This window comes from Pseudomonas sp. MWU13-2517 (assembly GCF_023242545.1).
GTDB lineage: Bacteria > Pseudomonadota > Gammaproteobacteria > Pseudomonadales > Pseudomonadaceae > Aquipseudomonas.
Genome location: NZ_JALMFA010000015.1, coordinates 178926 through 205642, shown reverse-complemented (window position 1 = coordinate 205642; position 26717 = coordinate 178926). Strand labels below are relative to the sequence as shown.

Genomic DNA, 26717 nt, shown 5'->3' with positions numbered 1-26717 from the left:
ACAAAGGGCCGATGACTGCTCGCGCTCGGCCTTTCTATGCAATGGCTTTGTGCATGGCTATCATGCGTGCCTCATCGTGAGGCGATATTTGCATGTTGACGTTGCTAGAACTTCTAAAAGATGGCCGATTCCATTCTGGTGAGGCGCTGGGTGCCGCTCTGGGTATAAGCCGTAGTGCTGTTTGGAAGCAGCTCCAGCATCTTGAGGCTGAGTTGAATCTGCCCATCCATAAAGTCCGAGGCAGGGGATATCAACTTGCGTCCCCATTGGCGTTCCTGAATGCCGAAGAAATTGCAGTCAATACAGGTTCTATGGAGTGGCCTGTCTACATTTCCGATTCTATTGATTCCACTAACGCCGAGGCTTTACGTCTTGTCGATGGCGGCTGCGTTGCGCCGTTCCTGGTACTTGCTGAGCAGCAAACGGCAGGGCGTGGAAGGCGTGGTCGCAAATGGGTCAGTCCGTTCGCGCAGAATCTGTATTACAGCCTCGTATTGCGTGTTGATGGAGGGCTGCGTCAGCTGGAGGGCCTTAGCCTTGTCGTGGGCTTGGCGGTCATGCAGGCTCTGCGTGAGTCAGGTGTGCATAGGGCTGCTTTGAAGTGGCCAAACGATGTTTTGGTTGAGGATAAAAAAATTGCCGGTATTTTGCTGGAGTTGGTGGGGGATCCTGCTGACATCTGTCACGTTGTGCTCGGCATCGGTATTAATGTGAATATGCAGAAAGCGGTCGAGGTTGATCGGCAGTGGACTTCGGTTCAATTGGAGACCGGCTCTTCTATTGATCGAAACCAATTGGTTGCCAGGCTGGGTTTGCAATTGGGGGGCTATCTGGACCGACATAAAAGCCATGGCTTCGCTGCTCTCCAGGAAGAGTGGGAGCAAAATCATTTGTGGCAGGGTAGGGCTGTGTGTCTCATAGCGGGCGTCAACCAAATTGATGGGGTAGTGCTGGGTATCGATCATCAAGGGGCATTGCGCTTGAATGTTGATGGTGTCGAGAAAACATACAGCGGTGGTGAGTTAAGCCTGAGGTTGCGTGATGATTCTTGAGCTCGACTGTGGGAATAGCTTCATCAAGTGGCGTGTGCTGGGGCCGGATAAAGCCGGAGTCTTGGCCGAAGGTGTCGTTGGTTCGGATGCTTCATTGATTGAGAGTCTGCTCTCAGTTCCAGGTCTATTGCTGACGCGTTGCCGACTGGTGAGCGTTCGAGCGCTCGAGGAGACCGATAAGCTGGTGGAGGTGCTGCAGCAGGCATTTGGCGTCACCGTCTCGTGTGCGGCTTCAGCGCGCGAAATGGCAGGGGTGCGTAACGGCTATGACGAGTTCGAGCGACTGGGGCTTGATCGTTGGTTGGCAATGCTTGGGGCATTCAAGTTGAGCTCAGGTGCTTGTTTGGTCCTTGATTTTGGCACGGCGGCGACGGCGGATTTTATTGCGGCCGATGGTGAGCATCTGGGGGGCTTTATTTGTCCAGGGATGCCCTTGATGCGCAGCCAGTTACGCACGCATACGCGAAAGATCCGCTACAACGATGCTGCTGCTGAGCAGGCGCTGGAGCAGTTCTCTCCGGGGCGTACCACTGTAGAAGCTGTTGAGCGAGGTTGTACGCTAATGCTGAGGGGGTTTGTGCTGACTCAGCTTGAGCTGGCTCGAAGCTATTGGGGGGATGAATTCTCGGTGTTCCTGACGGGTGGGGATGCTGACCTGGTCTCTGAGGTCGTTCCACATGGGCGGCTCGTTCCGGATCTGGTGTTCGTTGGCCTGGCGATGGCGTGCCCTTTGTCCTGAGGTGTTTATGCGTTGGCTGTTTTTACTTTTGCTTGTGCTCAATGTCTTCTACTACATCTGGCATCAGCAAGAGGCTCCTTTGCGTGCGAAGGATGTCACTCCGTTGAGTCTTTATAAGGGGTCTCAGCAAGATATCCGACTGCTGAGCGAGTCTTCCGATGCGGTTTCCCGGCGCGATCGAGTCAAGGCTCCGGATGCTCAAAGTACCTGCTTATACATAGGTGGGTTCTCTGATCTGCGGCAGGCCCAGTCGCTTGAGCAGCGCCTTATAAGCTTGGATATAAAGGCCAAGGTCCAAATGCTGACCGTTCCGGATGCTGTCGGTTACTGGCTTCGCGTGTCTCCTGAAAGCAGGCGTCTGGCTGACGATCTACCATTTGAAAACCTTGCTAAGGAATTCAATGAGTTAAAACATAAAATAATGTTGTGCGAAGGCGTTGCAAGTCTCGAATAGTTTGCATAGAATGGCGCCCGCTTCGCAGTGAAGGCCTTTACGGTCTACAGTGTGAAGCGAAGGTCAATGCAGCTAACCTCATATTTTTAAATGAGAAAATGCTTGACAGAAGGTCGGCGTAATGTAAAATGCCGGCTCGCTTAGGAGGGGTTCCCGAGCGGCCAAAGGGATCAGACTGTAAATCTGACGTCTACGACTTCGAAGGTTCGAATCCTTCCCCCTCCACCATTTTTAGCGTGAGCTGCAAGCTCCGCGGGTATAGTTTAGTGGTAGAACCTCAGCCTTCCAAGCTGATGATGCGGGTTCGATTCCCGCTACCCGCTCCAAGTTTGCAGGTTGTGCAAGGTGTTTCGCTCTTGTAGCTCAGTTGGTAGAGCACACCCTTGGTAAGGGTGAGGTCAGCGGTTCAAATCCGCTCAAGAGCTCCATATGACAAGGCAGATATGAAAATATCTGCCTTTGTTTTAACAGCTTATCTCGGCTTGATCCTGTTGTGCTTGGCTTCGTTGTCAGGTGGTTTCAAGTCTCTTGGGGTTGGTTGTTGTAAAGTCTTTTTCAGGCCTGCATAATGGTCGGCCTGATTTTGTTTTAGGTCAGTAGCTCAATTGGCAGAGCGACGGTCTCCAAAACCGTAGGTTGGGGGTTCGATTCCCTCCTGACCTGCCAGATTCACGTGGTGTGTCTGGCTTTCTTTTCACAGGATCTTCATAGATGACTCCTAAGGCTGAAGCTCAAAGCTCTCGTTTCGATCTGGTCAAGTGGCTTGCTGTAGTCGCATTGGTGGTCGTAGGCGTTGTTGGCAATCAGTACTACTCTGCTTCGCCGATCCTGTACCGCGTGCTCGCTTTGCTTGCTCTTGCTGCTGTAGCTGCCTTTGTAGGCCTGCAGACTGCCAAAGGCAAGTCTTTCGCGGTCCTGGTAAAGGAAGCTCGCACCGAAATTCGTAAAGTCGTTTGGCCGACTCGCCAAGAAACCACTCAGACCACATTGATTGTCGTGGCTGTTGTTCTGGTTATGGCGTTGCTGTTGTGGGGGCTCGATTCCCTGCTCGGCTGGCTTGTTTCCTTGATTGTTGGCTAAGGGTGTCCCGTGGCTAAGCGTTGGTACGTTGTGCATGCTTACTCGGGTTACGAGAAGCACGTTATGCGCTCTTTGATAGAGCGCGTAAAGCTCGCAGGCATGGAAGAAGGCTTCGGCGAGATTCTGGTTCCCACTGAAGAAGTGGTTGAAATGCGGAATGGCCAGAAGCGCAAAAGCGAACGCAAGTTCTTCCCTGGCTACGTGCTGGTTCAGATGGACATGAATGAGGGTACTTGGCACTTGGTCAAGGACACTCCTCGCGTCATGGGTTTCATTGGCGGTACCGCCGATAAGCCTGCTCCTATCACCGATAAAGAGGCAGAAGCAATTCTGCGTCGTGTTGCGGATGGTAGTGACAAGCCTAAGCCGAAGACGCTGTTCGAGCCGGGTGAGGTTGTTCGTGTCACAGATGGTCCGTTTGCTGATTTCAACGGCACCGTCGAAGAAGTTAACTACGAAAAGAGCCGGATCCAAGTGGCGGTGCTCATTTTCGGTCGCTCTACTCCGGTGGAGCTGGAGTTCAGCCAGGTCGAGAAGGTCTAGCTGAGCAAGCATCCCAACCCCGCAGCCTTAGGCTGTGGGGTTTTGTCGTCACTGGGATAAACGCGCAAGTAACCGGGGAGCCTTTCGAGGCGTCTGAACCCGTAATTGGAGTGCCTCATGGCCAAGAAGATTACCGCTTACATCAAGCTGCAAGTGAAGGCCGCTCAGGCCAACCCTAGTCCACCCGTCGGTCCAGCTCTGGGTCAGCACGGCGTGAACATTATGGAATTCTGCAAGGCCTTCAACGCCCGTACTCAGGGTCTTGAGCCAGGTCTGCCGACTCCAGTAATCATCACTGTATACAGCGACCGTAGCTTCACTTTCGAAACCAAGTCGACCCCGGCTTCGGTTCTGTTGAAGAAGGCTGCAGGTCTGACTAGCGGTTCCGCTCGTCCTAACACCGTTAAAGTCGGCACTGTAACTCGTGCTCAGCTGGAAGAAATCGCGAAAACCAAAAACGCGGATCTGACTGCAGCTGATATGGATGCAGCCGTGCGTACCATCGCCGGTTCTGCTCGTAGCATGGGCCTTAACGTGGAGGGTGTGTAATGGCTAAGCTGACCAAGCGCCAAAAGGCTATCGCCGGCAAAATCGAAGCGGGCAAGGCCTACAACTTTGTAGACGCCGCCGCCCTGCTGACCGAGCTGTCGACTGTCAAGTTCAGCGAGTCCGTTGACGTTGCTGTAAACCTGGGTGTTGACCCACGTAAATCCGACCAGGTCGTTCGTAGCGCAACTGTGCTGCCACACGGTACTGGCAAGACTGTACGTGTTGCTGTGTTCACCCAAGGCCCGGCAGCTGAAGCTGCTCTGGCTGCCGGCGCTGATCGCGTTGGTATGGACGACCTGGCTGCCGAAATGAAAGGCGGCGACCTGAACTATGACGTAGTTATTGCCTCCCCGGATGCAATGCGCGTCGTTGGTCAGTTGGGTCAGGTCCTGGGTCCACGCGGCCTGATGCCTAACCCTAAAGTCGGCACCGTAACTCCAGACGTAGCTACCGCGGTTAAGAACGCCAAAGCTGGTCAGGTTCGTTATCGCACCGACAAAAACGGCATCATTCACACCTCCGTTGGTAAAGTCGGCTTTGATGCCGTCAAGCTGAAGGAAAACGTTGAGGCCCTGATCGCTGATCTGAAGCGTATCAAGCCAGCCTCCTCGAAAGGTATCTACGTTAAGCGCGTTACCCTGAGCACCACTATGGGCCCAGGTCTGGTCATCGACCAAGGCTCGCTGGACGTATAAAACACAGATTGACGCACGATATGCGTCAATCGAAAAAATTGGGGTCCCTGCCTGGCGGGGGCTATCCAAGACCGTAGGCGGCGCAAGTCTTAAACCACAAGCCTACGCAGATGGTGCTCCCGGTTCCTTACCGAATCAGACACCAAAACGACATCCGGCTTCGGCCAGATGAAACGGTAACAAGCAGGAGTTAAACCCGTGGCAATTAATCTCGAAGACAAGAAGGCCATCGTCGCTGAAGTCAACGAGGCTGCCAAAGCTGCTCTGTCCGCTGTCGTGGCTGATGCCCGTGGTGTGACAGTAGGCGCTATGACCGGACTCCGTAAAGAGGCTCGTGAAGCTGGCGTATACGTACGTGTTGTACGTAACACTTTGCTCAAGCGCGCTGTTGCTGACACTGAATACAGTGTTCTCAATGACGCGTTCACCGGCCCGACTCTGATTGCGTTCTCCACAGAACATCCAGGCGCTGCTGCCCGTTTGTTCAAAGAGTTCGCCAAGAGTCAGGATAAGTTCGAGATCAAGGCAGCTGCGTTCGAGGGCAAGTTCCTCGCAGCTAACCAAATCGACGTACTGGCAACACTGCCGACCCGCGACGAAGCCATTTCGCAGCTGATGAGCGTGATTCAAGGCGCTACCAGCAAGCTGGCTCGTACTCTGGCTGCAGTTCGCGAGCAAAAAGAAGCTGCCGCAGCCTAAGGCTGAGCCACTTCTTTCGCGTATTTTTGTTTATTTCGATGGCCGCCTAGGCCGTCCCCCAATTCAGGAAATACAGTAATGTCTATCTCCCAAGAAGATATCCTCAACGCCGTAGCTGAAATGTCGGTTCTGCAGGTTGTTGAGCTGATCAAAGCTTTCGAAGAAAAATTCGGCGTTTCCGCTGCTGCTGCTTCCGCTGGTCCAGCTGTTGCTGTTGCCGCTGCTGAAGAGCAAACCGAATTCAACGTCATGCTGACCGAAGCTGGCGAGAAGAAAGTAAACGTGATCAAGGCAGTACGTGAACTGACCGGTCTGGGCCTGAAAGAAGCCAAGGCTGTAGTTGACGGCGCTCCTGCCATGGTTCTGGAAGCTGTTGCCAAAGACGCAGCTGACAAAGCCAAAGCAGTACTGGAAGAAGCAGGCGCTAAAGTCGAGCTGAAGTAAGCATCGACCTTGCGTCTCCAGCCCAAGCGTTAAGCTGAAGGCTGATGGCTGGTGGCTCTTGCCACCGGCCTTTTTCCGTTCTTGGCTGTCGACTCGGTCGCCGCCATTAACGTGCTGTAGCCACCCGATGCGGTGGTGCAAACCATGGGGTTTGCGAGATTTTCTGGCTGCTCCCGTCGGAGGGGCCAAACAAGCAGGTGACCAAGCTGGGGAACGCTGATGGCTTACTCATATACTGAGAAAAAACGTATCCGCAAGGACTTTAGCAAGTTGCCGGACGTCATGGATGTCCCGTACCTTCTGGCTATCCAGCTGGATTCGTATCGTGAATTCTTGCAGGCGGGAGCGACCAAAGATCAGTTCCGCGACGTGGGCCTGCATGCGGCCTTCAAATCCGTTTTCCCGATCATCAGCTACTCCGGCAATGCTGCGCTGGAGTACGTGGGTTATCGCCTGGGCGAACCGGCATTTGATGTCAAAGAATGCGTGTTGCGCGGTGTTACGTACGCCGTACCGTTGCGGGTAAAAGTCCGCCTGATCATTTTCGATAAAGAATCGTCGAACAAAGCGATCAAGGACATCAAAGAGCAAGAAGTCTACATGGGTGAAATCCCATTGATGACTGAAAACGGTACCTTCGTAATCAATGGTACCGAGCGTGTAATCGTTTCCCAGCTGCACCGTTCCCCGGGCGTGTTCTTCGACCACGACCGCGGTAAGACGCACAGCTCCGGTAAGCTCCTGTACTCCGCGCGCATTATTCCGTACCGCGGTTCGTGGTTGGACTTCGAGTTTGACCCGAAGGACTGCGTGTTCGTGCGTATCGACCGTCGTCGCAAACTGCCGGCTTCGGTGCTGCTGCGCGCGCTGGGTTATAGCACTGAGCAAGTGCTGGATGCCTTCTACACCACCAACATATTCAGCCTGAAGGATGAAACACTCAAGCTGGAGCTGATTGCTTCGCGTCTGCGTGGTGAAATTGCCGTCCTGGACATTCAGGATGAGAAGGGCAAAGTCATCGTTGAGGCTGGCCGCCGTATCACCGCGCGCCACATCAACCAGATCGAAAAAGCCGGTATCAAAGAGCTGGAAGTGCCTCTGGACTACGTCCTGGGTCGCACTACCGCCAAAGTCATCGTTCACCCGGCTACAGGCGAAATCCTGGCTGAGTGCAACACCGAGCTGACCACTGAAATCCTGGCCAAAATCGCCAAGGCCCAGGTTGTTCGCATCGAGACTCTGTACACCAACGATATCGACTGCGGTCCGTTCATCTCCGACACTCTGAAGATCGACTCCACCAGCAACCAATTGGAAGCGCTGGTAGAGATCTATCGCATGATGCGTCCTGGTGAGCCACCGACCAAAGACGCTGCCGAAACCCTGTTCAACAACCTGTTCTTCAGCCCTGAGCGCTATGACCTGTCTGCGGTCGGCCGGATGAAGTTCAACCGTCGTATCGGTCGTACCGAGATCGAAGGTTCGGGCGTGCTGTGCAAGGAAGATATTGTTGCGGTCCTGAAGACCCTGGTCGACATCCGTAACGGTAAAGGCATCGTCGACGACATCGATCACCTGGGTAACCGTCGTGTTCGCTGCGTAGGCGAAATGGCTGAGAACCAGTTCCGCGTTGGCCTGGTGCGTGTTGAGCGTGCGGTCAAAGAGCGTCTGTCGATGGCTGAAAGCGAAGGCCTGATGCCGCAAGACCTGATCAACGCCAAGCCAGTGGCTGCAGCGGTGAAAGAGTTCTTCGGTTCCAGCCAGCTTTCCCAGTTCATGGACCAGAACAACCCGCTCTCCGAGATCACCCACAAGCGCCGTGTGTCCGCACTGGGCCCAGGTGGTCTGACCCGTGAGCGTGCTGGCTTTGAAGTTCGTGACGTACACCCGACGCACTACGGTCGTGTTTGCCCGATCGAAACGCCGGAAGGTCCGAACATCGGTCTGATCAACTCCCTGGCCGCTTATGCGCGCACCAACCAGTACGGCTTCCTCGAGAGCCCGTACCGCGTGGTGAAAGACGCACTGGTCACCGACGAGATCGTATTCCTGTCCGCCATCGAAGAAGCTGATCACGTGATCGCTCAGGCTTCGGCCACGATGAACGACAAGAAAGTCCTGGTCGACGAGCTGGTAGCTGTTCGTCACCTGAACGAGTTCACCGTCAAGGCGCCGGAAGACGTCACCTTGATGGACGTTTCGCCGAAGCAGGTAGTGTCGGTTGCAGCGTCGCTGATCCCGTTCCTGGAGCACGATGACGCCAACCGTGCGTTGATGGGTTCCAACATGCAGCGTCAAGCTGTACCGACCCTGCGCGCTGACAAGCCGCTGGTAGGTACCGGCATGGAGCGTAACGTAGCCCGTGACTCCGGCGTTTGCGTCGTGGCTCGTCGTGGCGGCGTGATCGACTCCGTTGATGCCAGCCGTATCGTGGTCCGTGTTGCTGATGACGAAGTAGAAACTGGCGAAGCCGGCGTCGACATCTACAACCTGACCAAATACACCCGTTCGAACCAGAACACCTGTATCAACCAGCGTCCGCTTGTGAGCAAGGGTGATCGCGTTCAGCGTAGCGACATCATGGCTGACGGCCCGTCCACCGACATGGGTGAGCTGGCTCTGGGTCAGAACATGCGTATCGCGTTCATGGCATGGAACGGCTTCAACTTCGAAGACTCCATCTGCCTGTCCGAGCGTGTTGTTCAAGAAGACCGCTTCACCACGATCCACATCCAGGAACTGACCTGTGTGGCACGTGACACCAAGCTTGGGCCAGAGGAAATCACTGCAGACATCCCGAACGTGGGTGAAGCTGCACTGAACAAGCTGGACGAAGCCGGTATCGTTTACGTAGGTGCTGAAGTTGGCGCAGGCGACATCCTGGTTGGTAAGGTCACGCCGAAAGGCGAGACTCAGCTGACTCCGGAAGAAAAACTGCTGCGTGCCATTTTCGGTGAAAAAGCCAGCGACGTTAAAGACACTTCCCTGCGTGTACCTACCGGTACCAAAGGTACTGTCATCGACGTACAGGTCTTCACCCGTGACGGCGTTGAGCGTGATGCTCGTGCACTGTCCATCGAGAAGACTCAGCTCGACGAGATCCGCAAGGATCTGAACGAAGAGTTCCGTATCGTTGAAGGCGCGACCTTCGAACGTCTGCGTTCCGCTCTGGTAGGCCACAAGGCTGAAGGCGGCGCAGGTCTGAAGAAAGGTCAGGACATCACCGACGAAGTTCTCGACGGTCTTGAGCACGGCCAGTGGTTCAAACTGCGCATGGCTGAAGATGCTCTGAACGAGCAGCTCGAGAAGGCCCAGGCCTACATCGTTGATCGCCGCCGTCTGCTGGACGACAAGTTCGAAGACAAGAAGCGCAAACTGCAGCAGGGCGATGACCTGGCTCCAGGCGTGCTGAAAATCGTCAAGGTTTACCTGGCAATCCGTCGCCGCATCCAGCCGGGCGACAAGATGGCCGGTCGTCACGGTAACAAGGGTGTGGTCTCCGTGATCATGCCGGTTGAAGACATGCCGCACGATGCCAATGGCACCCCGGTCGACGTCGTCCTCAACCCGTTGGGCGTACCTTCGCGTATGAACGTTGGTCAGATCCTTGAAACCCACCTGGGCCTCGCGGCCAAAGGTCTGGGCGAGAAGATCAACCGTATGATCGAAGAGCAGCGCAAGGTCGCAGACCTGCGTAAGTTCCTGCACGAGATCTACAACGAGATCGGCGGTCGCAACGAAGAGCTGGACACCTTCTCCGACCAGGAAATCCTGGATCTGGCGAAGAACCTGCGCGGCGGCGTTCCAATGGCTACCCCGGTGTTCGACGGTGCCAAGGAAAGCGAAATCAAGGCCATGCTGAAACTGGCAGACCTGCCAGAAAGCGGCCAGATGCAGCTGTTCGACGGCCGTACCGGCAACAAGTTCGAGCGCCCGGTTACTGTTGGCTACATGTACATGCTGAAGCTGAACCACTTGGTAGACGACAAGATGCACGCTCGTTCTACCGGTTCGTACAGCCTGGTTACCCAGCAGCCGCTGGGTGGTAAGGCTCAGTTCGGTGGTCAGCGTTTCGGGGAGATGGAGGTCTGGGCACTGGAAGCATACGGTGCTGCTTACACTCTGCAAGAAATGCTCACAGTGAAGTCGGACGATGTGAACGGCCGGACCAAGATGTACAAAAACATCGTGGACGGCGATCACCGTATGGAGCCGGGCATGCCCGAGTCTTTCAACGTGTTGATCAAAGAAATTCGTTCCCTCGGCATCGATATCGATCTGGAAACCGAATAACACGTGACGCGAATCGAGAGCGGGGCTGTTTAGCCCGCTCTCTGCTCCGCCAGGAGGAAAGGCCTTGAAAGACCTACTGAATTTGCTGAAAAACCAGGGTCAAGTCGAAGAGTTCGACGCCATCCGTATTGGGTTGGCATCGCCTGAGATGATCCGTTCGTGGTCGTTCGGTGAAGTTAAAAAACCGGAAACCATCAACTACCGTACGTTCAAGCCTGAGCGTGACGGCCTGTTCTGCGCCAAGATCTTTGGCCCGGTAAAGGATTACGAGTGCCTGTGCGGTAAGTACAAGCGCTTGAAGCACCGTGGTGTGATCTGCGAGAAGTGCGGCGTTGAAGTTGCACTGGCCAAGGTTCGTCGTGAGCGCATGGCGCACATCGAACTGGCTTCGCCGGTTGCCCACATCTGGTTCCTGAAGTCGCTGCCGTCCCGTATCGGCTTGCTGATGGACATGACCCTGCGTGATATCGAACGCGTTCTCTACTTCGAGAGCTATGTCGTTATCGATCCAGGCATGACCACCCTTGAAAAAGGTCAGCTGCTGAACGACGAGCAGTACTTCGAAGCGCTGGAAGAGTTCGGTGACGATTTCGATGCTCGCATGGGCGCCGAAGCTGTCCGCGAGCTGCTGCACGCTATCGACCTGGAGCACGAGATTGGCCGTCTGCGTGAAGAAATTCCGCAAACCAACTCCGAAACCAAGATCAAGAAACTGTCCAAGCGTCTGAAGTTGATGGAGGCCTTCCAGGGCTCCGGTAACTTGCCAGAGTGGATGGTGCTGACCGTTCTGCCGGTTCTGCCGCCAGACCTGCGTCCGCTGGTACCGTTGGATGGTGGCCGTTTCGCAACGTCCGACCTCAACGACCTGTACCGTCGCGTGATCAACCGTAACAACCGCTTGAAGCGTCTGCTTGATCTGTCCGCTCCGGACATCATCGTGCGCAACGAAAAGCGTATGTTGCAGGAAGCTGTCGATGCTCTGCTCGACAACGGTCGTCGTGGCCGCGCTATCACGGGTTCCAACAAGCGTCCTCTGAAATCCTTGGCTGACATGATCAAGGGTAAGCAAGGTCGTTTCCGTCAGAACTTGCTCGGTAAGCGTGTTGACTACTCCGGTCGTTCGGTAATTACCGTAGGCCCGACCCTGCGTCTGCACCAGTGTGGTCTGCCTAAGAAGATGGCGCTTGAGCTGTTCAAGCCGTTCATCTTCGGCAAGCTGGAAATGCGCGGTCTCGCGACCACCATCAAAGCGGCCAAGAAAATGGTCGAGCGCGAACTGCCTGAGGTTTGGGACGTTCTCGCTGAAGTGATTCGCGAACACCCGGTTCTCCTCAACCGTGCACCGACCCTTCACCGTCTGGGTATCCAGGCGTTTGAACCGGTACTGATCGAAGGCAAGGCTATCCAGCTGCACCCTCTGGTCTGTGCTGCGTACAACGCCGACTTCGACGGCGACCAAATGGCCGTGCACGTACCGCTGACGCTGGAAGCCCAGTTGGAAGCGCGTGCGTTGATGATGTCGACCAACAACATTCTGTCGCCAGCCAACGGTGAGCCAATCATCGTTCCTTCGCAGGACGTTGTATTGGGTCTGTACTACATGACGCGTGAAGCGATCAACGCCAAAGGCGAAGGTCGTGTATTCGCTGACCTGCAAGAAGTTGACCGTGTGTTCCGTGCCGGCGAAGCCGCACTGCACGCCAAGGTCAAAGTGCGGATCAACGAAACCGTCAACGACCGTGACGGCGGCAGCGTGACCAGCACCCGTATCGTCGACACCACTGTTGGCCGTGCGTTGTTGTATCAAGTTGTGCCAAAAGGTCTGTCGTACGACGTCGTCAACCTGCCGATGAAGAAAAAGGCGATCTCCAAGCTGATCAACCAGTGCTACCGCGTGGTTGGTTTGAAAGAGACCGTTATCTTCGCTGACCAGTTGATGTACACCGGTTTTGCTTATTCGACCATCTCCGGCGTTTCCATCGGTGTTAACGACTTCGTTATCCCGGATGAAAAAGCCCGCATCATCGGTGCTGCCACCGACGAAGTGAAAGAGATCGAGAGCCAGTACGCTTCCGGCCTGGTAACCCAGGGCGAGAAGTACAACAAGGTAATCGACCTTTGGTCGAAGGCGAACGACGAAGTTTCCAAGGCGATGATGGCCAACCTCTCGAAAGAGAAAGTCATCGACCGTCACGGCAACGAAGTTGAGCAAGAGTCCTTCAACTCGATGTACATGATGGCCGACTCGGGCGCACGGGGTTCTGCTGCGCAGATCCGTCAGCTCGCCGGTATGCGTGGCCTGATGGCCAAGCCGGACGGTTCCATCATTGAAACGCCGATTACTGCGAACTTCCGTGAAGGTTTGAGCGTACTTCAGTACTTCATCTCCACTCACGGTGCTCGTAAAGGTCTGGCGGATACCGCGTTGAAAACGGCTAACTCCGGTTACCTGACTCGTCGTCTGGTAGACGTTGCGCAAGATCTGGTTGTAACCGAGATCGATTGTGGCACCGAGCACGGTCTGCTGATGACTCCGCACATTGAAGGCGGTGACGTTGTAGAGCCGCTGGGTGAGCGCGTATTGGGTCGTGTTATTGCCCGTGACGTATTCAAGCCGGGTACCGAGGACGTTATCGTTCCTGCCGGCACTCTGGTTGATGAGAAGTGGGTCGAGTTCATCGAGCTCAACAGCATCGACGAAGTGATCGTTCGTTCGCCGATCAGCTGCGAAACCCGCTATGGCATTTGCGCCAAGTGCTACGGCCGTGACTTGGCTCGTGGTCACCAGGTGAACATCGGTGAGGCGGTCGGCGTAATCGCTGCTCAGTCTATCGGTGAGCCGGGTACCCAGCTGACCATGCGTACGTTCCACATTGGTGGTGCGGCAAGCCGGACCTCCGCGGCCGATAGCGTTCAGGTGAAAAATGGCGGTACCGTCCGTCTGCACAACCTGAAGCACGTTGAGCGAGTGGATGGCCACCTGGTTGCTGTGTCCCGTTCCGGTGAGCTGGCGATCGCTGATGACTACGGTCGTGAGCGTGAGCGTTACAAGCTGCCGTACGGTGCTGTGATTTCGGTTAAAGAAGGTGACAAGGTCGACGCTGGCGCAATCGTAGCCAAGTGGGATCCGCACACTCACCCAATCGTTACCGAAATGAAAGGTACCGTGACCTACGTGGGCATGGAAGAAGGCATCACGATCAAGCGTCAGACTGACGAATTGACCGGTATGACCAACATTGAAGTACTCGACGCCAAAGATCGTCCAGCTGCCGGTAAAGACATCCGTCCAGCCGTTAAGATGGTTGATGACAACGGTAAGGATCTGTTGCTGCCAGGCACTGACGTAATCGCTCAGTACTTCCTGCCAGCCAACGCCCTGGTCGGTGTAGCGGATGGTGCGAAGATCGCGATCGGTGATGTTATCGCGCGTATCCCGCAAGAAACTTCGAAAACCCGTGACATCACCGGTGGTCTGCCGCGTGTTGCCGACTTGTTCGAAGCTCGTCGTCCGAAAGAAGCGTCGATTCTGGCTGAAGTCAGCGGCACCATCGCCTTCGGTAAAGAGACCAAAGGCAAGCGCCGTCTGGTCATTACCCCGAACGACGGTTCCGATCCGTACGAAGAGCTGATTCCGAAGTGGCGTCACCTGAACGTGTTCGAAGGCGAACAGGTAAACCGCGGCGAAGTTATCTCCGACGGTCCGAGCGATCCACACGACATCCTGCGTCTGCTGGGTGTAAGTGCGCTGGCCAAGTACATCGTGAACGAGATCCAGGACGTTTATCGCCTGCAAGGCGTGAAGATCAACGACAAGCACATCGAGACCATCCTGCGTCAGATGCTGCGTAAAGTTGAGATCTCCGAGTCGGGCGATTCCAGCTTCATCAAGGGCGACCAGATGGAACTGACTCACGTACTGGTAGAGAACGAGAGGCTGGCAGCGGAAGACAAGTTCGTCGCCAAGTTCACTCGCGTGCTGCTGGGTATCACCAAGGCGTCGTTGTCCACTGAGTCGTTCATCTCGGCGGCCTCCTTCCAGGAGACCACTCGCGTACTGACCGAGGCAGCGGTAACCGGCAAGCGCGATTACCTGCGCGGCCTGAAAGAGAACGTGGTCGTGGGTCGTCTGATCCCGGCTGGTACCGGTTTGGCTTACCACAGCGAGCGTAAACGCCGCCGTGATGCTGACAAGCCGTTGCGCGTAAGCGCCAGTGAAGTGGAAGCTGCACTGACCGAAGCGCTGAACTCAAGCGGTAACTGAGTTCTGCGATAAATAAGTCCGGGCCCTGGCACCCCCATTCGTCGGATCGAAGCATTTTTGCTCCGGTTCGACGGGAGGGGAGGTCGGGGCCTTGCCTTGACTGGGGACAAGATCCTCTTTAGACTCTTGTACCCCTAAATTTGGCGGGAATTCGTTCCTGCCATTTTGCTTTTCTTGCAAGACAATAGCGTCGCAAGACAACAGTGGAGCTAGTAGATGGCAACTATCAACCAGCTGGTACGTCAGCCGCGTAAGCGTATCGTCGAGAAATCCGACGTGCCTGCGCTGCAGAACTGCCCGCAACGTCGTGGCGTATGCACCCGTGTGTATACCACCACGCCGAAAAAACCTAACTCGGCACTGCGTAAAGTATGCCGTGTGCGTCTGACCAACGGTTTCGAGGTTTCCTCGTACATCGGCGGTGAAGGCCACAACCTGCAAGAGCACAGCGTGGTACTGATCCGCGGCGGTCGTGTAAAAGACTTGCCAGGTGTTCGTTACCACACCGTACGTGGCTCCTTGGATACTTCCGGCGTTAAAGGCCGTAACCAAGGTCGTTCGAAGTACGGTACCAAGAAGCCTAAGTAGTAGCGGCTTTTTGTAAACCTGAATCATCTTATTTTCTGAGTCGATAAGAGTAAGGTCGGAGGCGTCCCGAAAGGGCACCGATTCCGAGCGAACCTGAAGACCGTTTGAGGGCTTATCCATGCCAAGAAGACGCGTAGCAGCCAAGCGCGAAGTGCTTGACGATCCAAAATACGGAAGCCAAATTCTGGCCAAGTTCATGAACCACGTGATGGAGAGCGGCAAGAAAGCCGTTGCCGAGCGTATCGTTTATGGCGCGCTGGAAAAGGTTAAAGAACGCAAGAACAGCGACCCCCTGGAAATCTTCGAGAAAGCTCTCGACGCCATCGCTCCGCTGGTCGAAGTGAAGTCGCGCCGTGTAGGCGGTGCTACTTACCAGGTTCCGGTTGAAGTTCGCCCGTCCCGTCGTAACGCTCTGGCAATGCGCTGGTTGGTAGACTTCGCCCGTAAGCGCGGCGAGAAGTCTATGGCCCTGCGTTTGGCCGGCGAACTGTTGGACGCTGCTGAAGGTAAAGGTGCTGCTGTTAAGAAGCGTGAAGACGTGCACCGTATGGCTGAAGCCAACAAAGCTTTCTCGCACTACCGCTTCTAATTTTAGCTTCACTAATTTTGCGAGGGCTTTATGGCTCGTACTACTCCGATTAGCCGCTACCGTAACATCGGTATCGTCGCTCACGTGGATGCTGGTAAAACCACTACCACTGAGCGCGTACTGTTTTACACCGGCAAAAGTCACAAAATGGGCGAGGTGCATGACGGCGCCGCGACCACAGACTGGATGGTTCAGGAGCAGGAGCGTGGTATTACCATTACTTCTGCTGCTATTACCGCCTTCTGGAAAGGTTCCGAGAAGCAGTACAAAGACGAGCACCGTTTCAACGTAATCGATACCCCGGGTCACGTGGACTTCACCATTGAAGTTGAGCGTTCCCTGCGTGTACTCGACGGCGCTGTCGTTGTGTTCTGCGGCACCTCGGGTGTTGAGCCTCAGTCGGAAACCGTATGGCGTCAAGCCAACAAGTACGGCGTTCCACGTCTTGTTTATGTCAACAAGATGGACCGTGCTGGCGCCAACTTCCTGCGCGTGATCGGTCAGATCAAGCAGCGTTTGGGTCACACTCCGGTGCCTATCCAATTGGCTATCGGTTCCGAAGACAACTTCCAGGGTCAGATCGATCTGATCAACATGGAAGCGGTCTACTGGAACGATTCCGATAAAGGTATGGTTCCTGTTCGTAAGCCTATCCCTGAAGAGCTTCAGGAGCTGGCTGACGAGTGGCGCAACAACATGGTTGAGGCTGCTGCCGAAGCCAGCGAAGAGCTGATGAACAAGTACCTCGAAGGTGAAGAACTCACCAACGCGGAAATCAAGGCCGCTCTGCGTCAGCGTACTATCGCTGGTGAGATCGTCTTGGCTGTTTGCGGTTCCTCGTTCAAGAACAAGGGCGTTCCCCTGGTTCTCGATGCTGTGATCGACTACCTGCCTGCTCCAACCGACATTCCTGCTATCAAGGGTACCAACCCTGATAACGAGGAAGAAGAAATGGAGCGTCATGCAGACGACAGCGAGCCGTTCTCGGCCCTGGCGTTCAAGATCGCTACCGACCCATTCGTGGGTACTTTGACCTTCGTCCGCGTTTACTCGGGCGTGTTGGCATCCGGCGACGGCGTGATCAACTCGGTTAAAGGTAAGAAAGAGCGCGTGGGTCGTATGGTGCAAATGCACGCAAACGCCCGTGAAGAGATCAAGGAAGTACGCGCTGGTGACATCGCGGCCCTGATCGGCATGAAGGACGTCACCACCGGTGAAACTTTGTGCGACGCTGCTAAGCCAATCATCCTGGTTCGCATGGACTTCCCGGAGCCGGTTATTTCGGTTGCCGTAGAGCCTAAGACCAAGGATGACCAGGAAAAAATGGGTATCGCTCTGGGCAAGCTTGCTCAGGAAGATCCATCTTTCCGCGTCAAGACTGATGAAGAGACTGGTCAGACGATCATCTCCGGCATGGGCGAGCTGCACCTGGACATCCTGGTTGACCGGATGCGCCGTGAGTTCAACGTCGAAGCCAACATCGGTAAGCCTCAGGTTTCCTATCGTGAGCGCATCACGAAGAACTGTGAAATCGAAGGCAAGTTCGTTCGTCAATCCGGCGGTCGTGGTCAGTTCGGTCACTGCTGGATCCGTTTTGCGCCTGCTGACGAAGGTCAGGAAGGTCTGCAATTCGTGAACGAAGTAGTTGGTGGTGTGGTTCCTAAGGAATACATCCCGGCTATCCAGAAGGGTATCGAAGAGCAGATGAAGAACGGTGTTGTTGCCGGCTATCCGCTGATCGGCCTGAAAGCAACCGTTTTTGACGGTTCTTACCACGACGTCGACTCCAACGAGATGGCGTTTAAGGTGGCTGCTTCCATGGCAACCAAGCAACTGGCCCAGAAGGGCGGTGGTGAGTTGCTTGAGCCAATCATGGCGGTAGAAGTTGTTACACCTGAAGACTATATGGGTGATGTCATGGGCGACCTTAACCGTCGTCGCGGCATGATCTTGGGTATGGAAGACACGGTTTCCGGCAAAGTGATTCGCGCCGAGGTTCCGTTGGGTGAGATGTTCGGTTATGCGACCGACGTTCGCTCCATGTCCCAGGGTCGCGCAAGCTACTCTATGGAATTCAAAAAATACAACACAGCTCCGGCGCACATCGCTGAAACTGTATCCAAAAAACAAGGCTGATTCAGTCCTTTAGGCAAGGAGTTAATTGTCGTGGCTAAAGAAAAATTTGATCGTTCCCTACCGCACGTAAACGTTGGCACCATCGGTCACGTTGACCACGGTAAAACCACTCTGACCGCTGCTCTGACTCGCGTCTGCTCCGAAGTTTTCGGTTCGGCTCGTGTTGACTTCGACAAGATCGACAGCGCACCAGAAGAAAAAGCTCGTGGTATCACCATCAACACCGCGCACGTTGAGTACAACTCGACTATTCGTCACTACGCTCACGTTGACTGCCCAGGTCACGCTGACTATGTGAAGAACATGATCACTGGTGCTGCCCAGATGGACGGCGCGATCCTGGTTTGCTCGGCCGCTGATGGTCCGATGCCACAAACCCGTGAACACATCCTGCTGTCCCGTCAGGTAGGCGTTCCGTACATCGTGGTTTACCTGAACAAGGCTGACCTGGTAGACGACGCTGAGCTGCTGGAACTGGTTGAGATGGAAGTGCGCGATCTGCTGAGCACTTACGACTTCCCAGGTGACGACACTCCGATCATCATCGGTTCTGCTCGTATGGCTCTGGAAGGCAAAGACGACAACGAAATGGGCACCACGTCCGTTCGTAAATTGGTTGAAACTCTGGACAGCTACATCCCAGAACCAGTTCGTCTGACCGACAAGCCGTTCCTGATGCCAATCGAAGACGTATTCTCGATCTCTGGTCGCGGTACTGTTGTGACTGGTCGTATCGAGCGCGGTATCGTTCGCGTTCAGGATCCACTGGAAATCGTTGGTCTGCGTGACACTACCGTCACCACCTGCACCGGTGTTGAAATGTTCCGCAAGCTGCTCGACGAAGGTCGTGCTGGCGAGAACTGCGGCGTTCTGCTGCGTGGTACCAAGCGTGACGACGTTGAGCGTGGCCAGGTTCTGGTTAAGCCAGGTTCGGTTAAGCCGCACACCAAGTTCACCGCAGAAGTTTACGTTCTGAGCAAGGAAGAAGGCGGTCGTCACACTCCGTTCTTCAAAGGCTACCGTCCACAGTTCTACTTCCGTACTACTGACGTGACCGGTAACTGCGAATTGCCAGAAGGCGTAGAAATGGTAATGCCAGGCGATAACATTCAAATGACTGTTACCCTGATCAAAACCATCGCTATGGAAGACGGTCTGCGTTTCGCTATCCGTGAAGGCGGCCGTACCGTTGGTGCTGGCGTTGTAGCTAAAATCATCGAGTAATTATCTCTTCTGAGATAGCTTCGATGTTTTGAGAAAGCCCCCGCTCAGCGGGGGCTTTTTTATTGGGTTGACACCTATCTGGGGCGTCTATAGAATTGCGCCTCCTTTTAACGGGCGCATTGCGCCCGGTGGGAATAGCAGCCGGAGTCTGAAATCCAATGCAAAATCAGCAAATCCGTATCAGGTTGAAGGCTTTTGACCATCGCCTGATCGACCAATCCACCCAGGAAATCGTGGAAACCGCGAAACGTACTGGTGCTCAAGTGCGTGGTCCAATTCCACTGCCTACCCGTAAAGAGCGGTTCACCGTTCTGGTCTCCCCGCACGTCAACAAAGACGCGCGTGACCAGTACGAGATACGTACTCATAAGCGCGTACTGGACATCGTCCAGCCAACGGATAAAACCGTTGATGCACTTATGAAGCTCGATCTGGCGGCCGGTGTGGAAGTACAGATCAGCCTCGGCTAAGACTTGGGTCTTAGTCGTGTAACGCTCTGAAATGGGCGGCCATAGCGGGTGAAAGCCCCGTACACTCATGAGGTTTACAACATGACTATTGGTGTAGTCGGTCGTAAATGCGGTATGACCCGTATTTTCACCGAAGAAGGTGTCTCCATTCCGGTCACGGTCATTGAGATCGAACCGAATCGCGTCACCCAGTTCAAAACTGAAGAAACCGATGGCTATCGTGCAGTGCAAGTCACTGTCGGCGAGCGTCGTGCTTCGCGCGTGACTGCTGCTCAAGCAGGTCACTTCGCTAAAGCAAACGTTGCAGCTGGTCGCACTGTTATGGAGTTCCGTCTTGAAGACGGCGACTACCAGGCTGGCGATCTGATCAACGCTGAAATCTTCGCCGCTGGTCAACTGGTTGATGTAACCGGTCAGTCCAAAGGTAAAGGCTTCCAGGGTACGATCAAGCGTTGGAATTTCCGTGGCCAAGACAACACTCACGGTAACTCCGTTTCCCACCGCGTCCCGGGCTCTATTGGCCAGTGCCAGACTCCTGGTCGTGTATTCAAGGGCAAAAAAATGTCCGGTCATATGGGCGCTGAGCGCGTGACCGTGCAGTCCCTCGAAGTAGTGCGCGTCGACGCTGAACGCAATCTGTTGTTGGTCAAGGGTGCTGTTCCTGGCGCTACTGGCGGCAACCTGGTTGTACGTCCAGCGGCCAAGGCTCGCGGTTAAGGGGAAGCTGACATGCAATTAAATGTAAATGACGCTCAAGCGATCGAAGTTTCCGAACTGACATTTGGCGGCGAATTCAACGAGACGCTGGTTCACCAAGCAGTCGTGGCCTACATGGCCGGCGGCCGTCAAGGTAGCAAGCAGCAAAAGACCCGTTCCGACGTACGTGGTGGCGGTAAGCGCCCTTGGCGTCAGAAAGGCACTGGCCGTGCTCGTGCCGGTACTATCCGTAGCCCAATCTGGCGTGGCGGTGGTACCACTTTCGCAGCTCGTCCACAGGATCACTCTCAGAAGCTCAACAAGAAGATGTACCGCGCAGCTCTGCGCTCCATCCTTGCTGAACTCGTGCGTACTGATCGTCTGGTCGTGGTTCAGGACTTCGCTGTTGAAAGTCCAAAAACCAAAGATCTGCTGGGCAAACTGAACAACATGAGCCTGACCGACGTTTTGATCGTGTCTGAAGCTGTTGATCAGAACCTGTACCTGGCTGCTCGCAACCTGCCACACGTTGATGTACGTGACGTGCAAGGTTCCGATCCAGTTAGTCTGATCGCATACGACAAGGTGTTGATCACCGTGTCGGCCGTGAAGAAATTCGAGGAGCTGCTGGGATGAACCAGGAACGCGTATTTAAAGTTCTGCTTGGCCCGCACGTTTCCGAAAAGGCTACGGTTCTGGCTGACAAGAAAGGCCAGTTCGTTTTCAAGGTTGCAACTGACGCAACCAAGCTGGAAATCAAGAAGGCCGTCGAAAGCCTGTTCAGCGTGAAAGTAGAGCGTGTTACTACCCTGAATGTTCTGGGTAAGAGCAAGCGCACTGCTCGCGGTCTGGGCAAGCGTAATGACTGGAAGAAGGCAGTTATCTCCCTTCAGCCAGGCCAAGATCTCGATTTCAGCAGCAGTGCTGAGTAAGGAAGGGGTGCATCATGGCAATCGTTAAATGCAAACCGACTTCCCCTGGCCGCCGTTTTGTGGTCAAGGTGGTCAATCAGGAGCTGCATAAAGGCGCTCCTCACGCACCGCTGCTCGAGAAGAAATCGAAGTCTGGTGGTCGTAACAACAATGGTCGTATTACCACTCGTCACATCGGTGGTGGCCATAAGCAGCATTATCGTCTGGTCGATTTCCGTCGCAACGACAAAGATGGCATCGCTGCCACTGTCGAGCGTATCGAATACGATCCAAACCGTACTGCTCACATCGCTCTGCTGCTGTACGCAGATGGCGAGCGTCGCTACATCATCGCCCCTAAAGGCGTGAGTGCAGGCGACCAGCTGATCGCAGGTGCTCTGGCACCGATCAAGCCGGGCAACGCTCTGCAACTGCGCAACATTCCAGTTGGTAGCACCGTACACGGCATCGAATTGAAGCCAGGTAAAGGCGCGCAAATCGCTCGTTCCGCTGGTGCTTCGGCTCAGCTGATCGCTCGTGAAGGTGTCTACGTGACCCTGCGTCTGCGTTCTGGTGAGATGCGTAAAGTGCTGGCTGAATGCCGTGCGACCCTGGGCGAAGTCTCGAACTCCGAGCACAGCCTGCGTTCGTTGGGTAAAGCTGGTGCCAAACGCTGGCGTGGCGTTCGCCCAACCGTTCGTGGTGTTGCCATGAACCCGGTTGACCACCCACACGGTGGTGGTGAAGGTCGTACCTCTGGTGGTCGTCATCCGGTATCGCCATGGGGCTTCCCGACTAAGGGCGCGAAGACTCGTGGTAATAAGCGTACCGACAAAATGATCGTCCGTCGTCGCAAGTAAATAGAGGGATACGACAGTGCCACGTTCTCTGAAAAAAGGTCCTTTTATTGATCTTCACCTACTGAAGAAGATCGAAGTGGCGGCGGAAAAGAACGATCGCAAACCAGTTAAGACCTGGTCGCGTCGTTCGATGATCCTGCCACAAATGGTCGGTCTGACCATCGCAGTACACAACGGTCGTCAACACGTCCCAGTTCTCGTTAACGAAGACATGGTCGGCCACAAACTGGGCGAGTTTGCCGGTACCCGCACTTATCGTGGGCACGTGGCAGACAAGAAAGCCAAGCGTTAAGGGGTTAGGAAATGGAAGTAGCCGCTAAGTTGTCGGGCGCTCGAATCTCCGCCCAGAAAGCCCGCTTGGTCGCCGACCAGATCCGCGGGAAGAAGGTGGGCGAAGCGCTCAACCTGTTGGCTTTCAGCAGTAAGAAAGCCGCCGAGATCATGAAGAAAGTGCTGGAGTCGGCCGTAGCCAACGCCGAGCATAACGAAGGCGCGGACGTTGATGACCTGAAGGTCAGCACCGTTTTCGTCAACGAAGGGCGTTCGCTGAAGCGCATCATGCCACGTGCCAAAGGCCGTGCTGATCGCATCGTCAAGCGGTCTTGCCATATCACTGTCAAGGTTGCTGACAAGTAACGGAGTCGAAGAGATGGGTCAGAAAGTACATCCCATTGGCATTCGCCTGGGAATCGTCAAGGAGCACACCTCCGTCTGGTACGCAGACGGTCGGACTTATGCGGACTACTTGTTCGCTGATCTGAAGGTGCGTGAGTATCTCCAAGACAAACTAAAAAGCGCGTCCGTAAGCCGTATCGATATCCATCGTCCGGCCCAAACTGCACGTATCACCATCCACACCGCTCGTCCAGGTATCGTTATCGGGAAGAAAGGTGAAGATGTTGAGAAACTGCGTCAGGACCTGACCAAGCAAATGGGTGTGCCTGTGCACATCAATATCGAAGAGATCCGCAAGCCGGAACTCGACGGTATGCTGGTTGCGCAGAGCGTAGCTCAGCAGCTGGAGCGTCGCGTCATGTTCCGTCGCGCTATGAAGCGCGCCGTACAGAACGCCATGCGCATTGGTGCCAAAGGCATCAAAATCCAAGTGAGCGGTCGTCTCGGCGGTGCTGAAATCGCACGTACTGAATGGTATCGCGAAGGTCGTGTGCCACTGCACACCCTGCGTGCCGACATCGACTATGCCAACTACGAAGCTCACACCACTTATGGTGTGATCGGTGTAAAGGTTTGGATCTTCAAAGGCGAAGTAATTGGTGGTCGCCAAGAAGAACTGAAACCACAAGCACCAGCGCCTCGTAAAAAAGCTGCTAAGTAAGGGGTACGCCAAATGTTGCAACCTAAGCGTACGAAGTTCCGCAAGCAGATGACAGGCCACAACCGTGGTCTGGCTCAGCGCGGTAGCAAAGTCAGCTTCGGCGAGTTCGCGCTGAAGTCTGTAGCTCGTGGTCGTCTCACCGCTCGTCAGATCGAGTCAGCGCGTCGTGCTCTGACCCGTCACGTAAAACGTGGCGGCAAGATCTGGATCCGTGTATTCCCGGACAAGCCGATCTCCAAAAAACCTCTCGAGGTTCGGATGGGTAAAGGTAAGGGTAACGTGGAATACTGGGTAGCCCAGATTCAGCCAGGCAAAGTCCTGTATGAAATCGAGGGTGTTTCTGAAGAGCTGGCGCGTGAGGCTTTCGCCCTGGCTGCTGCAAAGCTGCCGCTCGCCACCTCCTTTGTTAAACGGACGGTGATGTGATGAAAGCGAATGAACTTCGTGAAAAATCCGCACAGCAGCTGAACGAGCAACTGCTCGGCCTGCTGCGCGACCAGTTCAATCTGCGTATGCAGAAAGCAACTGGCCAGTTGGGGCAGTCTCATCTGCTCTCGCAAGTTAAGCGTGACATCGCTCGCGTGAAGACTGTGCTCAACCAGCAGGCAGGTAAGTGATCATGGCTGAAGCCGAAAAGACTGTCCGTACGCTGACTGGCCGTGTTGTCAGCGACAAGATGGACAAAACCATCACCGTTTTGATCGAGCGTCGCGTTAAGCACCCGATCTACGGTAAATATGTTAAGCGTTCGACTAAGCTGCACGCGCACGACGAAACCAATCAGTGCCACATCGGCGACAAAGTCACTATTCGTGAAACTCGTCCGCTGGCCAAGACCAAGTCTTGGGCACTGGTTGATGTTCTCGAACGCGCTGTGGAAGTCTAAGGACTAGGGGTCGGAGAAATTATATGATTCAGACTCAATCCATGCTCGATGTGGCCGATAACAGCGGCGCTCGCCGTGTTATGTGCATCAAGGTGCTGGGTGGCTCCCATCGTCGTTACGCTGGTATCGGTGACATCATCAAAGTTACCGTCAAGGAAGCAATTCCTCGCGGTAAAGTGAAAAAAGGCCAAGTGATGACTGCTGTTGTAGTCCGCACTCGTCACGGCGTGCGTCGTGCTGATGGCTCCATTATCCGCTTTGATGGCAACGCTGCTGTTCTTCTGAACAACAAGCAAGAGCCTATCGGCACCCGTATCTTTGGGCCAGTGACCCGTGAACTTCGTACTGAGAAGTTCATGAAGATCGTCTCGCTCGCCCCAGAAGTGCTGTAAGGAGATCCGACATGCAAAAGATTCGTCGTGACGACGAGATCATCGTGATCGCCGGCAAAGACAAAGGTAAGCGCGGTAAGGTGCTGAAGGTTCTGGCTGATGACCGTCTGGTCGTTGGTGGTCTGAACCTGGTCAAGCGTCATACCAAGCCTAACCCGATGTCGGGCGTACAGGGCGGTATCGTCGAGAAAGAAGCGCCACTGCACGCTTCTAACGTCGCCATCTTCAACGGCGAAACCAACAAGGCTGATCGCGTTGGTTTCAAAGTAGAAGACGGTAAGAAAATTCGTGTCTTCAAGTCGACCCAAAAAGCGGTTGATGCTTGAACACTGCTAGGTAGATAAGACCATGGCACGACTACAAGAGATTTACCGGAAGGAAATCGCCCCTAAGCTTAAGGAAGAACTTAAGCTCGGGAACGTGATGGAAGTTCCGCGCGTTACCAAAATCACCCTGAACATGGGTCTGGGCGAAGCGATCGGTGACAAAAAAGTCATCGAGCACGCTGTTGCTGACCTGGAAAAGATCACCGGCCAGAAAGTCGTTGTGACCTACGCTCGCAAATCCATCGCTGGCTTTAAAGTCCGTGAAGGTTGGCCGATCGGCGTCAAAGTGACCCTGCGCCGTGAGCGTATGTACGAATTCCTGGATCGTCTGCTGTCGATCTCCCTGCCTCGGGTCCGCGACTTCCGCGGCCTGAATGCCAAGTCCTTCGATGGTCGTGGTAACTACAGCATGGGCGTGAAAGAGCAGATCATCTTCCCGGAAATCGACTACGACAAGATCGATGCTCTCCGCGGTCTGGACATCACCCTGACCACCACTGCCAAGAACGATGATGAAGGTCGCGCCCTGCTGCGTGCTTTCAAATTCCCGTTCCGCAACTGATTGGAGTAGGACCATGGCCAAGATGAGCATGAAAAACCGCGAGCTGAAGCGTCAGCTCACGGTTGCCAAGTACGCCAAGAAGCGTGCAGCACTGAAAGCGATCATCGTTGATCTGAACGCAAGTCCAGAAGCACGTTGGGAAGCGACAGTTGCCCTGCAGAAGCAGCCACGTGACGCAAGCGCTTCGCGCATGCGTAACCGCTGTCGCCTGACCGGTCGTCCACACGGCGTTTACCGCAAGTTCGGCCTCGGCCGTAACAAACTGCGTGAAGCGGCAATGCGTGGTGACGTACCTGGTCTGGTTAAAGCCAGCTGGTAAGTACTTTCGAAGTCCAGGTGGTTGGCGTCGCAAGATAACGACCACCGGTGACCTTGAATCTGGAACAAGCCCCTTTTGGGGCTTGTTTCATTTCCGGAGTGTGTCTAGAATACCCGGCTCGCCTGAGCCCGTGTTTTCTATGCCCGGAGATTCTCGGCGACATATGTAGCCGCAAGGCTAATTTTTTTGTATTAGGAGCGTCTAGCCCATGAGTATGCAGGACCCGTTAGCGGACATGCTAACTCGTATCCGTAATGCCCAGATGGCTGAAAAGTCCGTCGTAAGCATGCCATCTTCCAAGTTGAAGGTAGCTGTTGCCAAAGTCCTGAAAGACGAAGGCTACATTGCGGGTTATCAGATCAGCAGCGAAACCAAACCACTGCTGTCCATCGAGCTGAAGTACTTCGAAGGCCGTTCGGTCATCGAGGAAGTGAAGCGCGTTAGCCGTCCAGGCCTGCGTCAGTACAAGTCCGCTGAAGATCTGCCGAAAGTTCGTGGCGGTCTGGGCGTGTCTATCGTCTCCACCAACAAAGGTGTGATGACGGATCGTGCTGCGCGCGCTGCCGGTGTCGGCGGCGAAGTTCTTTGCACTGTGTTCTAAGGGGGGATA

The 26717-nt window shown here is 54.8% G+C and carries 31 protein-coding genes and 4 tRNA genes; all 35 read left to right on the top strand.

The genetic code is table 11. From position 1 onward, the window contains the following. Nucleotides 1–92 precede the first annotated feature (92 nt). The 35 genes from birA (at nucleotide 93) to rpsH (ending at nucleotide 26708) form a co-directional block, all read left to right on the top strand. A complete protein-coding gene (birA, locus tag M5B97_RS22015; protein WP_248732641.1) occupies nucleotides 93–1052 on the top strand; it encodes a bifunctional biotin--[acetyl-CoA-carboxylase] ligase/biotin operon repressor BirA in 960 nt (319 codons plus the stop codon). After that, nucleotides 1042–1791 (top strand): pantothenate kinase, encoded by a 750-nt coding sequence (locus M5B97_RS22010; RefSeq protein ID WP_123714346.1) that lies wholly within the window; start codon nucleotides 1042–1044, stop codon nucleotides 1789–1791. Before birA ends, M5B97_RS22010 begins: the two co-directional genes overlap by 11 nt. 7 nt (nucleotides 1792–1798) lie before the next feature. Continuing rightward, on the top strand, nucleotides 1799–2245 hold the full coding sequence (locus M5B97_RS22005) for a hypothetical protein (RefSeq protein ID WP_248732640.1): 447 nt from the start codon (nucleotides 1799–1801) through the stop codon (nucleotides 2243–2245). Nucleotides 2246–2388: 143 nt separating this feature from the next. Then, nucleotides 2389–2473: transfer RNA gene (locus tag M5B97_RS22000), tRNA-Tyr, on the top strand. A 24-nt stretch (nucleotides 2474–2497) separates the two neighbouring features. Continuing rightward, nucleotides 2498–2571, top strand: a tRNA-Gly gene (locus M5B97_RS21995). Between the two features lie 26 nt (nucleotides 2572–2597). Next, a tRNA-Thr gene (locus M5B97_RS21990) sits at nucleotides 2598–2673 on the top strand. Between the two features lie 162 nt (nucleotides 2674–2835). After that, nucleotides 2836–2911, top strand: a tRNA-Trp gene (locus M5B97_RS21985). A gap of 45 nt (nucleotides 2912–2956) precedes the next feature. Next, nucleotides 2957–3325 (top strand): preprotein translocase subunit SecE, encoded by a 369-nt coding sequence (gene secE, locus M5B97_RS21980; RefSeq protein ID WP_003194658.1) that lies wholly within the window; start codon nucleotides 2957–2959, stop codon nucleotides 3323–3325. Nucleotides 3326–3334: 9 nt separating this feature from the next. Beyond that, on the top strand, nucleotides 3335–3868 hold the full coding sequence (gene nusG / locus M5B97_RS21975; RefSeq protein ID WP_123714344.1) for a transcription termination/antitermination protein NusG: 534 nt from the start codon (nucleotides 3335–3337) through the stop codon (nucleotides 3866–3868). 117 nt (nucleotides 3869–3985) lie between these two features. Beyond that, nucleotides 3986–4417, top strand: a complete 432-nt coding sequence (gene rplK / locus M5B97_RS21970) for a 50S ribosomal protein L11 (RefSeq protein ID WP_003176435.1) — start codon at nucleotides 3986–3988, stop codon at nucleotides 4415–4417. Further along, complete coding sequence (rplA, locus tag M5B97_RS21965; RefSeq protein WP_025132370.1) at nucleotides 4417–5112, top strand: 50S ribosomal protein L1; 696 nt, start codon at nucleotides 4417–4419, stop codon at nucleotides 5110–5112. The genes rplK and rplA overlap by 1 nt, the downstream gene beginning before the upstream one ends. A gap of 198 nt (nucleotides 5113–5310) precedes the next feature. Next, complete coding sequence (rplJ, locus tag M5B97_RS21960) at nucleotides 5311–5811, top strand: 50S ribosomal protein L10 (protein WP_123714343.1); 501 nt, start codon at nucleotides 5311–5313, stop codon at nucleotides 5809–5811. A 78-nt stretch (nucleotides 5812–5889) separates the two neighbouring features. Next, nucleotides 5890–6255 carry a 50S ribosomal protein L7/L12 gene (gene rplL, locus M5B97_RS21955; protein WP_123714342.1) on the top strand — a complete coding sequence of 122 codons (366 nt, stop codon included), beginning with the start codon at nucleotides 5890–5892 and terminating at the stop codon, nucleotides 6253–6255. Between the two features lie 219 nt (nucleotides 6256–6474). Further along, nucleotides 6475–10548: a DNA-directed RNA polymerase subunit beta gene (rpoB, locus tag M5B97_RS21950; protein ID WP_123714341.1), complete on the top strand. Its 4074-nt coding sequence runs from the start codon at nucleotides 6475–6477 to the stop codon at nucleotides 10546–10548. Nucleotides 10549–10612: 64 nt separating this feature from the next. Further along, nucleotides 10613–14812, top strand: a complete 4200-nt coding sequence (gene rpoC, locus M5B97_RS21945; RefSeq protein ID WP_248732639.1) for a DNA-directed RNA polymerase subunit beta' — start codon at nucleotides 10613–10615, stop codon at nucleotides 14810–14812. A gap of 216 nt (nucleotides 14813–15028) precedes the next feature. Then, nucleotides 15029–15400 carry a 30S ribosomal protein S12 gene (rpsL, locus tag M5B97_RS21940; protein WP_002555494.1) on the top strand — a complete coding sequence of 124 codons (372 nt, stop codon included), beginning with the start codon at nucleotides 15029–15031 and terminating at the stop codon, nucleotides 15398–15400. 118 nt (nucleotides 15401–15518) lie between these two features. Further along, nucleotides 15519–15989 carry a 30S ribosomal protein S7 gene (gene rpsG, locus M5B97_RS21935; protein ID WP_002555493.1) on the top strand — a complete coding sequence of 157 codons (471 nt, stop codon included), beginning with the start codon at nucleotides 15519–15521 and terminating at the stop codon, nucleotides 15987–15989. A gap of 30 nt (nucleotides 15990–16019) precedes the next feature. Beyond that, nucleotides 16020–18125, top strand: coding sequence for an elongation factor G (gene fusA / locus M5B97_RS21930; RefSeq protein WP_123714339.1), 2106 nt, complete (start codon nucleotides 16020–16022; stop codon nucleotides 18123–18125). A gap of 30 nt (nucleotides 18126–18155) precedes the next feature. Next, complete coding sequence (gene tuf, locus M5B97_RS21925) at nucleotides 18156–19349, top strand: elongation factor Tu (protein ID WP_123714338.1); 1194 nt, start codon at nucleotides 18156–18158, stop codon at nucleotides 19347–19349. Between the two features lie 158 nt (nucleotides 19350–19507). After that, nucleotides 19508–19819 (top strand): 30S ribosomal protein S10, encoded by a 312-nt coding sequence (gene rpsJ, locus M5B97_RS21920; protein WP_003186070.1) that lies wholly within the window; start codon nucleotides 19508–19510, stop codon nucleotides 19817–19819. A gap of 81 nt (nucleotides 19820–19900) precedes the next feature. Continuing rightward, a complete protein-coding gene (gene rplC, locus M5B97_RS21915; RefSeq protein ID WP_003194649.1) occupies nucleotides 19901–20536 on the top strand; it encodes a 50S ribosomal protein L3 in 636 nt (211 codons plus the stop codon). 12 nt (nucleotides 20537–20548) lie between these two features. Beyond that, nucleotides 20549–21151: a 50S ribosomal protein L4 gene (gene rplD, locus M5B97_RS21910; RefSeq protein WP_003176424.1), complete on the top strand. Its 603-nt coding sequence runs from the start codon at nucleotides 20549–20551 to the stop codon at nucleotides 21149–21151. Continuing rightward, nucleotides 21148–21447, top strand: a complete 300-nt coding sequence (gene rplW, locus M5B97_RS21905) for a 50S ribosomal protein L23 (RefSeq protein ID WP_002555488.1) — start codon at nucleotides 21148–21150, stop codon at nucleotides 21445–21447. The genes rplD and rplW overlap by 4 nt, the downstream gene beginning before the upstream one ends. A gap of 14 nt (nucleotides 21448–21461) precedes the next feature. Continuing rightward, nucleotides 21462–22286, top strand: coding sequence for a 50S ribosomal protein L2 (rplB, locus tag M5B97_RS21900; RefSeq protein ID WP_003186055.1), 825 nt, complete (start codon nucleotides 21462–21464; stop codon nucleotides 22284–22286). Between the two features lie 16 nt (nucleotides 22287–22302). Next, nucleotides 22303–22578 carry a 30S ribosomal protein S19 gene (rpsS, locus tag M5B97_RS21895; RefSeq protein WP_002555486.1) on the top strand — a complete coding sequence of 92 codons (276 nt, stop codon included), beginning with the start codon at nucleotides 22303–22305 and terminating at the stop codon, nucleotides 22576–22578. An 11-nt stretch (nucleotides 22579–22589) separates the two neighbouring features. Next, nucleotides 22590–22922 carry a 50S ribosomal protein L22 gene (gene rplV, locus M5B97_RS21890; protein ID WP_003103908.1) on the top strand — a complete coding sequence of 111 codons (333 nt, stop codon included), beginning with the start codon at nucleotides 22590–22592 and terminating at the stop codon, nucleotides 22920–22922. A 13-nt stretch (nucleotides 22923–22935) separates the two neighbouring features. Further along, nucleotides 22936–23622 carry a 30S ribosomal protein S3 gene (gene rpsC / locus M5B97_RS21885; RefSeq protein ID WP_003176422.1) on the top strand — a complete coding sequence of 229 codons (687 nt, stop codon included), beginning with the start codon at nucleotides 22936–22938 and terminating at the stop codon, nucleotides 23620–23622. Nucleotides 23623–23634: 12 nt separating this feature from the next. Then, nucleotides 23635–24048, top strand: a complete 414-nt coding sequence (gene rplP, locus M5B97_RS21880; RefSeq protein ID WP_003176421.1) for a 50S ribosomal protein L16 — start codon at nucleotides 23635–23637, stop codon at nucleotides 24046–24048. After that, nucleotides 24048–24239: a 50S ribosomal protein L29 gene (gene rpmC / locus M5B97_RS21875; protein ID WP_002555481.1), complete on the top strand. Its 192-nt coding sequence runs from the start codon at nucleotides 24048–24050 to the stop codon at nucleotides 24237–24239. Before rplP ends, rpmC begins: the two co-directional genes overlap by 1 nt. A 2-nt stretch (nucleotides 24240–24241) precedes the next feature. After that, a complete protein-coding gene (gene rpsQ / locus M5B97_RS21870) occupies nucleotides 24242–24508 on the top strand; it encodes a 30S ribosomal protein S17 (protein ID WP_003176419.1) in 267 nt (88 codons plus the stop codon). Nucleotides 24509–24531: 23 nt separating this feature from the next. Continuing rightward, the gene (gene rplN / locus M5B97_RS21865; RefSeq protein ID WP_002555479.1) at nucleotides 24532–24900 is read left to right on the top strand and encodes a 50S ribosomal protein L14; all 369 of its coding nucleotides are present in this window, start codon (nucleotides 24532–24534) and stop codon (nucleotides 24898–24900) included. A gap of 11 nt (nucleotides 24901–24911) precedes the next feature. Continuing rightward, complete coding sequence (gene rplX, locus M5B97_RS21860; protein ID WP_007896770.1) at nucleotides 24912–25226, top strand: 50S ribosomal protein L24; 315 nt, start codon at nucleotides 24912–24914, stop codon at nucleotides 25224–25226. A gap of 22 nt (nucleotides 25227–25248) precedes the next feature. Next, a complete protein-coding gene (gene rplE / locus M5B97_RS21855) occupies nucleotides 25249–25788 on the top strand; it encodes a 50S ribosomal protein L5 (RefSeq protein WP_003194642.1) in 540 nt (179 codons plus the stop codon). Between the two features lie 13 nt (nucleotides 25789–25801). Further along, on the top strand, nucleotides 25802–26107 hold the full coding sequence (rpsN, locus tag M5B97_RS21850) for a 30S ribosomal protein S14 (RefSeq protein ID WP_003176414.1): 306 nt from the start codon (nucleotides 25802–25804) through the stop codon (nucleotides 26105–26107). Between the two features lie 208 nt (nucleotides 26108–26315). Then, complete coding sequence (gene rpsH, locus M5B97_RS21845; protein ID WP_010566853.1) at nucleotides 26316–26708, top strand: 30S ribosomal protein S8; 393 nt, start codon at nucleotides 26316–26318, stop codon at nucleotides 26706–26708. Nucleotides 26709–26717: the final 9 nt, after the last annotated feature.